The sequence below is a fragment of the Mycobacterium sp. UM_Kg1 genome, assembly GCF_000972925.1.
Classification (GTDB): Bacteria; Actinomycetota; Actinomycetes; order Mycobacteriales; family Mycobacteriaceae; genus Mycobacterium; species Mycobacterium hiberniae.
Genome location: NZ_JRMK01000147.1, coordinates 1 through 8396, shown reverse-complemented (window position 1 = coordinate 8396; position 8396 = coordinate 1). Strand labels below are relative to the sequence as shown.

Genomic DNA, 8396 nt, shown 5'->3' with positions numbered 1-8396 from the left:
GGTCCAGCTTCGACTGGTATTTGTCCGACGTGGCCGGAATATCGCAGTCGCCGTTCTGCCGTGCTTCGGTGCAATTGCGGTAGGGGACAACCTCCGCGGTGGCCACGGGAGTCACGGGCATGGAGACGATGCCCGCCCCAGCAGCGAGGGCCAGTAAGAGTGCGCGCATGATGCCAACCTCCCCCAAAGTGTGATGTACCGCTTTCCGGGCAGATCATATTTCGGCGCCGGCCTGGTCGGCAGGAGAACGGCGGGTTTCGGTGCGCTCCGCAGTCCGTGTGGGGGCGGCAGACGACCTCCGCCCCAGCCCCCCCGCACAACAACCCGCGTGTTTCTCCCCGCTGACCTGCGTTCCTAGAGTTACCGTAGTGACTCCAGTCATGAAATGAGTGTTGTGGGATCAGTCAGCCGCCACCCCCGTATCACCGTCGGCATCGCAGCCCTGGCCGCCGGTGCCCTCGTCATGCCGCCGTCGGTGGCACCGCCCCCGGCGGCCGTCGTGCGCGCAGTGGACTTGGTGGCCAATCCGCTGGACCCGTACGTAGACCTGGTCACCAACACGTTCAACAATCTGGTCACCATCGGCGGGCATTGGCTTGAGGACCCGCTTCCCACGGTCGTGCAGCTCGTCACGAACTGGTTCGGCTACGTGGAGACCACGTTCGACTCGTTGGGCGCCACGGCGCGGTCGTTCGTCGACGGCCTGATCAACCTGCCCGGGCAGTTGGAAGTCCTGTTCGGTGCCATCGAGGCCGGGAACATCGTGGAAGCGCTCGGGCAGGGCATCATCGTCGTGCTGAGCGCCTTTCCGGTCCTCGGGTTGGTGGACCGCCTGATGGCGATTCCCTTCGAGATCGTGGGCAACGTCGTCAGCGCAGCCACGGCCACGCTGCATGCGGTGCAGGTGCCGGTCGGATTGGCGGCGCTGAGTTCTGTGCAGGCCGCGCTGGCCGAGGCGGGAACGCTTGCCCGCGACTTCATCGACGATCTGTTCTCCGGGGATATCGCCGGTGCGCTGGTCGGGTTGATCGGTGCGCCGGCCCAACTTCTCGACGCGTTCCTCAACAGTGAAAGCCCCGGCCTGGCAGGACTTCTCGCCCCGTTTGAAGATGTGAACCAATCGGGGTTCGTCGACGCACTGGTGAACTATCTGCCACGTGCCATCGCCGAGTCGATCGGCGCCCCCTACTCGCCGCTGGCTGAACCGCTCATTCCGGACGTCGCAGACGTCGCGCTCGCCGATCCGCTGCTGCCGGACGTCGCAGACATGGCGCTCGTCGATCCGGGCGACCTGCTGCCCGAGTTCTGAATCCTCCGCGAGGACGCCCGGCGGGCCTCTGCTCGGCTAAATCGGAGCCAAGTTAACCCGAAGAACGTATTGCGCTTGTTCTGTGATCGTGTCGTATTACGGGTGTGATTTTTGTTGCCCATTGTTACGGGCGTTGCATGAGTGTTCTGAGAGCGAGTCGGTGTCGTAACCGAATAAGGAGCTTTGGTTCGTGGGTCAAGGGGCAGTTGAGCGATCTCGGCGCCACCTGGGGTGGGCCACCCCGGCGAGGACCATCAAACGCCGACTGCGCCAGACGGTCGTGATCGCCGTTCTCGCAGTGCTTTCCGGTGGAGCCGGGATCGCCTCAGGGGTGCCGGCGGCGCCGTTCGCGTCGAGCGCCCAGGTGCAGAACGTGATGGCCGTGACCACCACCTCCACCCCCGTGACGGCCGGACTGGTGGCGACCCCGCCCAACCCCGCCGCCCAGTTCACGATCGTCACCCCGCCCGCGCACGGGACCGTGACCGTCAGCGACGCCACCTTCACCTACACCCCGGCCACCGGCTATGTCGGCACAGACGCCTTCAGCTACACCACAGCCGATGACGCCTCGTTCTCGAACCCGGCGACCGTGGGCATCCAGGTGGTGTCCGAGTCGTCGGCGCCGCCGTCGCTGGCCACCGCCTGCACCGACCTGGGCCCGGCGTTCAATCCGGTGTGTACGGCGATCGGCGATGTCACCGATCCGCTGGTACAGGCTTGCAGCACAGTCGGTTCGGTTGCGGCCTGCAGCTGGTTCGGCGGCAACAAGCACGGGCTGATCAGCGCCTGCTTCGACGTCGCCACCGGACAGCTCGCCACGACGTGCAAGGTCCTGGACAGCGCGGCGCAACTGGTGGCCAGCCAATGCCGGGTGATCAACGGCCCGATCAACTACTGCGCCCTGCGCGGCGGCAGCCCCATCGGCGACGCCAGCGTGCAGAAGTACCTTGCCGGGCCGGTGCACCGGGCGCTGGTTCAGCAGTACCGGCTGACGCTGGACCTGCCGCTGCGGGAGGCCCAGCTGCCGTCCACCCACAACTCGTACAACTACACCAACGCCAACATCCCGCCGACGCTTTCGGGCATGGATCCCGACCAGCTGTACTCGGTGGTCAACCAGCTCGACATGGACATCCGGGCGCTGGAGCTCGACGTGCACTGGTTCACCAGCCTCGGCGCGCCCGGCGGGTACGCACCCATCTTGTGTCACGGCTTCGACAATCACCTGGGCTGCACGTTCGAACGCACCGCGGCGTCGGGTTTCCAGGAGATCCGCCGCTGGCTGGACGCTCATCCCGACCAGGTGATCGTCCTCTACATCGAGAACCGCCTCGACGACCCGGTCGACGACGTCACCAAGTCGCTGCCCGCCGGTGCCGCAGTCATCGAGAGCACACTGGGTAACACCTCGGCACGCGACCTGCTGTTCCGGCCCGCTCAGGTGCAGCCCGGCGCCACCTGCGCCACCAGCGGGGTGCCGCTGGACGTGAGCCTGGCCGATATCAAGGCCTCTGGAAAGCAGATCCTGCTCTACACCAGCGGATGCGGCCGCGACCCGGGCTGGGATGCGCTGGGCTTCAACGACAGCAACGTTGTGGAAAAGGGCCAGCCGGTCACCGTGCAGTACCCGGACTGTTACTTCTCCCGGGCGCAGTTCGACAACAACTGGACGCGGTTCTTCGACTCCAACACCCTGGTCGACGTGCTCGCCGGCGGTGGGGCCTTCCAGCCGATGTCGGGCGAGGCCATTAACGAGATGATGCGCTGCGGCACCAATGCACCCGGCCTGAACTTCGTGGACCCGCAGAGCGATCAGTTGGGTGGGTTCGTTTGGAGCTGGTCTTACGGGCAACCGCTGTCCAGCCCCACCCAGCAATGCGCGGTGCACAACGGTTCCGGCCGCTTCCAGGCCGAGTCCTGCGGCCAGAACATGCCGTACGCCTGCCAGGGTCCCGACGGCTGGCATGTCAGCTCCGGATCCGGCCAGTTCGGTGGCGGCACCGTTGGGTGTATCGGTCACGGCTCATTCGCGGTGCCGCGCAACGGCTATCAGAACGAACAGCTCAAGGCCGCCAAGGCCCAGGCCGGTGTCGAGCGGGTCTGGCTGGCCTACACCGCCGGCAACGACGGCAACTGGAACACGGGCACGGCCACCCCGGCCGCACCGGCGTCCACGCCGGCGCCGACATCGCCGCTGACCCCGACTTTGCCGCTGACCCCGATGACCCCGACGGAACCGCTGACCCCGATGTCGCCGGCGTCGCCGCTGACGCCGACGGTCCCGCTGGTGCCGACGAACCCGGTACCGCCGGGTCTGCCGCCGGTGCTGATGAACCAGCCCGGTGCGCCGCTGACGGGGCGGGTGTCGTGAGTACTGCCGGGGCGGGGCTTGCCCGGCCCGGCTCTCACAGCCCGACGAGGTCGAGCAGGCTGTCGCCCAGCAGGGCAGGGACTCCCAGGAACACCATCGCCGGCAGCATGACAAACAGGTCGTCGATGCCCGCCAACGTGTGATACAGGCTGTCGGCGATGTCGCCTGCGAAGAAACTCTGCACGGCGGCACTGAGCTGGTAGGCGCCGGCTTGGAGCAACTCCGCCAGGCTGGGAACCAGCGTCGACCAGTCCGTGAGTGGCGGGTTGACGGCGAAGTCGCCGGCGAAGGTCAGGTAACTGCTGAAATTCTGGCCCAACACACCGCCCACCGCAGCCAGCAGGATGTTCTCCGGGATAGCGGGAAACAGATTGGCGCCGGCTGACGCGAAGTTTCCCGCGGCTCCCAGAAAGTCGAGTTCGAAAAGGTCCGACAGGCCCTCTTGGACTTGGCTTCCCGCCAGGGCCAGGTTGCCCCCCAGCGCCGGCAACAGATCTGCGGCAGTCCCCCTGGGATAGGGGAGGATGGTGAAATCGGCTGCGCCGGCGGTCAGCTGGACCGCGGCGGTTTGGCCCACCTGGGTGGATGGGGGACCGGCGGCGAGCAGGCCGGCGCCGGCCAGGATAACGGCTACTGCGGCATGTGTACGAGGGGCGTGCTCCATGAGGTGGCCTCCTGGCTAAGTTAATGGACAACCTGCCCGCTTTCACGAACGTAGCGTTAGCTATTACTTATCGCAACATGAAAGCCCCATTGGTTTCAGTTGAGATTTATCCGGGTGCGCTTCCGGCTGTGCGTGACGAAAAGTCCTGCGCCCGCGCCGGCGGTAGCGCGGGCATGCCAGGGTGAGAGAAGCCGGCCTCGATTATCCGAGCGAGCGGCGCCGGGACGCCGCGGTGTGGGCCGCGACGCAACAGATACCGGGCTAAAGCTTTCCGGCGACGAAGTCAGCAGCCTGGTTGACCATGCCCGACGAGATGTAGGCGCTGGCCAGGTGCTGCGGCCAGTTCTCCTGCCAGGTGTTGGGGTCGGCGGGGTTGCAGACCGGGTCGGCGCCGTGGCACTGCTCGATGGTCCGGTCGTTGTAGATCGGGTTGAAGTTCGTGATGGGGCCGACCCATTGGCTGCCGTTGCCGAAGAGCGCTACCGCGGCGATGTGCTCGTCGGCGCCCGGGGGCAGCGGATTGTTGAACCCGAACGCGGAGAAGGGCACCGCGAGCACCACGTCGGTGACGGCGGCGCCCAGCGAGTATCCGCCCGGCACGATGCGGGTGTTGGGGCAGCCGTTGATCGTGTTCTGAATGTGGGCGCTCATGTCATTGGCGCCCACGTCGATCTGATTGTCGGCGGGGTATTTCACCGCGTACAGGCTGACGTTCTTAGACGTCTTGGCGCGCAGGGCGCTGACGAAGGCGTTGCCCACTGCACCGGCCCCGGGGGGCTCCAGGCGCCCGCGGGCGAACACCACCTCGACATCGGGGCAGGCCGCGGCGGCCGGGGCAACCGCCCCGGGCGTCCCGGCCGGAATAACCACAGGTGCGGTCAGCAGGGCAGCCGCCAGCACGGTGCCGGAGCCGGCGAGTCGCAATCGGCGGGCCGAGGTTTCGCTCACGAAATGGATAGTAGTGCGTTGCAACGCCTCGTCGCCAGCGCAGCAGAGGCCGGTCGGTCGCGATGCCGTCGGCCGTCATCGATGAGATCCAGCCGCTATTCGGCATCGGCGGGTCCCAGCAGGCGCACCTCCTCCAAGTCCATCTCCGCCTGCACCTCGCGTAAGACGATGTCGTCGATCTGATTTCGGTCGCGTAGCTCGGTGACAACGCGGCGCTGATGTTCGAGGACGCCCAACTGGAGTTGCCGCATGACGTCGTCACGCTCGGCGACGGCGTTCGCCTGCTCGGACGCCGTCGCCAGCGCAGCCCGATCCCGGTACTCCTGGCGCAGTCCACTCACCAGGTCCGCGCCGGCCTGAAGGTCTTCGGCCACCCGCGGCAACGCATCCAACGCCGCCTCGGCGGCGCGGGTGCGGGCCAGCCGCAATTCCTCGGCATGCGCGGTGTCGGCGGGCATGCGGGCCCAGCGCACGACGGCGGGCAACGTACTGCCCTGCAGCAGCACCGTCGCCAGGATCACAAACGACACCACATAGATGATCAGGTGGCGATCGGGGAACGGTGTGCCGGCATGGGTGGTCATCGGGACGGCCAGCGCCGCGGCCAGCGAGACCGCACCGCGGAACCCGGCCCAGCTCGACACCATGCGCTGACGCCAATTGACGCGACGGGCGCGCTGTACGGGGCGCCGGTCCACCATGCGGATGAGCATGGTGGTGATCTCCGTCCACGCGATCCGGGTGACGATGACGACAGCGGTGACGGCCAGGCCCAGGATGGTGGCGTGCCGAAGGCCGGCACCGACATGCTGAATTCCGTGGACCGCACCCGGAATCTGCACCCCCACGAACACCCACAGCGAGCCGTTGATCAAAAACGTCGCCATGTCCCAAAACGCAAAGGCCTGCAGTCGCGAACGCGCCCCGATCACCCGGGGCCCCACATAGGTGAGTACCAGTGCTGAGACCAGCACCGCCACTACGCCGCTGCAATCAAAGGTTTGGGCCAGCAGGAACGCCGCGAACGGGGTCAGCACGCTCAAGGCGCCTTCCTCCAGGGGCGCGTCGATTCGGCGACGCAGCAGTGTCACTGCGCCGCCCACCAGCAGCCCGGCCGCAATACCGCCGAGGTAGGAGCCCACGAAACGTTCCACGAGATGGACCGGCCCGATGGCGGGGCTGCCGGTGGCGACGGCGACGGTCACGGCGAACAGCACCAGGGCCGTCCCGTCGTTGATGATGCTCTCGGCGCGCAGCACGGTCAGGGGGCGGCGCGGCAGCTTCTTGGCCAGTCCGGCCACCGCGGCGGCGTCGGTGGGCGAGAGCACCGCGCCCAGGACCGAGGCCGCATGCGGCTCCATCCCCAGCGCGCGGGCGGTCCACGACACCGCCACCGCGGTGGCAATCACCAGGCCCACGCTGACCAGCACGATCATGCGCAGGTTCGCGCGGATCTCCCGAAAGCTGGTGTTCATGCTCTCCCAGTACAGGATTGCCGGCAGGAACAGCAGCAACACGATCTCCCCGTCGAGCTGCGCGTCGCCGAACCGGGGGATGAGACCCAGCGCGCCGCCCAGCAGGATCAGCAAGACCGGGGGACCGACCCGATACCGTTTGCCCAGGACTGTGCCCAGGACCACGGTGGCGACGAGGGTGACGACGACGACGAGGCCAAACACCTTCACATCCTCGCCTGGATGCCCGTCATCCGCAGCGGCTCAGCCGTTCCGCGAGGCCTCCAGATAGGCCGCCAGGGCATTGGTCAGCCCGCGGCGGGCCTCGTCGAGGTCGGCGTAGGAGCCCAGCTGGCGTTCGGAGACCAGGCCGCGCATCGCGCCCGGGATGAGGGCGGCCACTTCGCGCACGCGTTGCGGGTCGACGCCCAGATCGGCGAAGGCGGCATGGCAAGTCGTCAGCCAGCTCTTGCCCCAGGAGAACAACTCTGCGGCGGTGCGCGGGTACAGCCGCTCCAGTTCGCGGTGGTCGCGGGGCAGGGCTGCCCGCAGATTCTCGATCGCCCGGGAGTCCGGCGAGGCCAGCCCTTCATAAAGGGTATCGATGATCGCCGCAACCCGATCCCGCAGTGGCGCACCCGAATTCAGGGTTCCGAAGGCCGAGATGGCCGCGTCGCGCCGCTCGGCGGTGCGGTGCAGGACCGCTGCCCAGAAGCCGTCGACGTCACCGAACTGGTACTGCACGGCCCCCCACGTGGCGCCGCACTCCCTGGCGATCCGGCTGGCCGACACCGCGCCGGGATCACCGGTGGCCAGGGAGCGCACCGCGGCGTCCAGCATCGCCTCGCGGGTCGCGAGCCCCCGCCTGTTGCTGCGCCGCGCCTCCGATTGAGCCATCCCCGGAATCCTAACAAGATTTCCATAGTGCCCACTATGATTCTTTGGAGGGGCGCACTATGCTGCGACAAATCGGCCCGGTCCAGACCACAGAGAGGACACGTTGACATGGCCAAGCCGCCGTTGTCGATGAACCCGACAGGCTGGTTCCAAGTCGCCTGGTCTGACGAGATCGGCGTCGGCGATGTTCACACCATGAAGTACTTCGGCCGGGAGATGGTGGCCTGGCGGGCCGAGTCGGGCCGGCTCACCGTGATGAACGCCTACTGCGAGCACCTGGGCGCCCATCTGGGATACGGCGGCAAAGTCTGCGGCGAGGTACTGCAGTGTCCGTTCCACGGTTGGCAGTGGAACTCCCAGGGTCGCAACGTCTGTATTCCCTACCAGGACAAGCCCAACCGGGGCCGGCGCATCACCACCTACCCGGTCGTCGAACGCAACGAGTCGGTCTACATCTGGAACGACGCGCAGGGCCGTGAGCCCTACTTCGACGCGCCGGACGTATTCGCCAGCTTCGACGATCGCACGCCCGCCGACTACTACCCGCAGCAGCGACTGTTCCGGCCGCAACTGGAGTTGCACCCGCAGTACGTTCTGGAGAACGGGGTGGACTTCGCCCACTTCAAATACGTGCACCAGACCCCGATCGTGCCGGTCTTCACCCGACACGACTTCGCCGAACCGGTGTCCTACGTGGACTTCACCATCACTTTCCAGGGTGACGACGGCCAGTCGATCGAAGACGTCAAC

The 8396-nt window shown here is 67.0% G+C and carries 7 protein-coding genes; 3 read left to right on the top strand and 4 right to left on the bottom strand.

Annotated elements, in window-relative coordinates; translation table 11 throughout:
* Positions 1 to 385: 385 nt before the first annotated feature.
* Both LI92_RS17705 and LI92_RS24405 read left to right on the top strand, forming a co-directional pair.
* Entirely contained in the window at positions 386 to 1309 is a 924-nt protein-coding gene (locus LI92_RS17705; protein WP_152665535.1) for a hypothetical protein, read from the top strand.
* Between the two features lie 190 nt (positions 1310 to 1499).
* A complete protein-coding gene (locus LI92_RS24405; RefSeq protein WP_152665534.1) occupies positions 1500 to 3683 on the top strand; it encodes a phosphoinositide-specific phospholipase C-related protein in 2184 nt (727 codons plus the stop codon).
* A 34-nt stretch (positions 3684 to 3717) separates the two neighbouring features.
* Here the strand turns inward: LI92_RS24405 and LI92_RS17695 are convergent, their stop codons facing one another.
* From LI92_RS17695 to LI92_RS17680, 4 genes are all read right to left on the bottom strand, one after another.
* Positions 3718 to 4347, bottom strand: a complete 630-nt coding sequence (locus LI92_RS17695; protein ID WP_152665533.1) for a hypothetical protein — start codon at positions 4345 to 4347, stop codon at positions 3718 to 3720.
* Between the two features lie 261 nt (positions 4348 to 4608).
* Positions 4609 to 5295, bottom strand: a complete 687-nt coding sequence (locus tag LI92_RS17690) for a cutinase family protein (protein ID WP_046321194.1) — start codon at positions 5293 to 5295, stop codon at positions 4609 to 4611.
* 95 nt (positions 5296 to 5390) lie between these two features.
* The gene (locus LI92_RS17685; RefSeq protein WP_046321201.1) at positions 5391 to 6974 is read right to left on the bottom strand and encodes a Na+/H+ antiporter; all 1584 of its coding nucleotides are present in this window, start codon (positions 6972 to 6974) and stop codon (positions 5391 to 5393) included.
* A gap of 39 nt (positions 6975 to 7013) precedes the next feature.
* Positions 7014 to 7646 carry a TetR/AcrR family transcriptional regulator gene (locus LI92_RS17680; protein WP_046321192.1) on the bottom strand — a complete coding sequence of 211 codons (633 nt, stop codon included), beginning with the start codon at positions 7644 to 7646 and terminating at the stop codon, positions 7014 to 7016.
* 108 nt (positions 7647 to 7754) lie between these two features.
* On the opposite strand from LI92_RS17680, the gene LI92_RS17675 reads away from it, so the two are divergent.
* Positions 7755 to 8396 (top strand): Rieske 2Fe-2S domain-containing protein (locus tag LI92_RS17675; protein WP_046321190.1); only part of this gene is annotated, 642 nt, incomplete at its 3' end.

Coding starts and splice junctions, on each gene's coding strand:
- LI92_RS17705 (WP_152665535.1), top strand. CDS start 386: ATGAGTGTTGTGGGATCAGTCAGCCGCCACCCCCGTATCACCGTCGGC.
- LI92_RS17695 (WP_152665533.1), bottom strand. CDS start 4,347: ATGGAGCACGCCCCTCGTACACATGCCGCAGTAGCCGTTATCCTGGCC.
- LI92_RS17680 (WP_046321192.1), bottom strand. CDS start 7,646: ATGGCTCAATCGGAGGCGCGGCGCAGCAACAGGCGGGGGCTCGCGACC.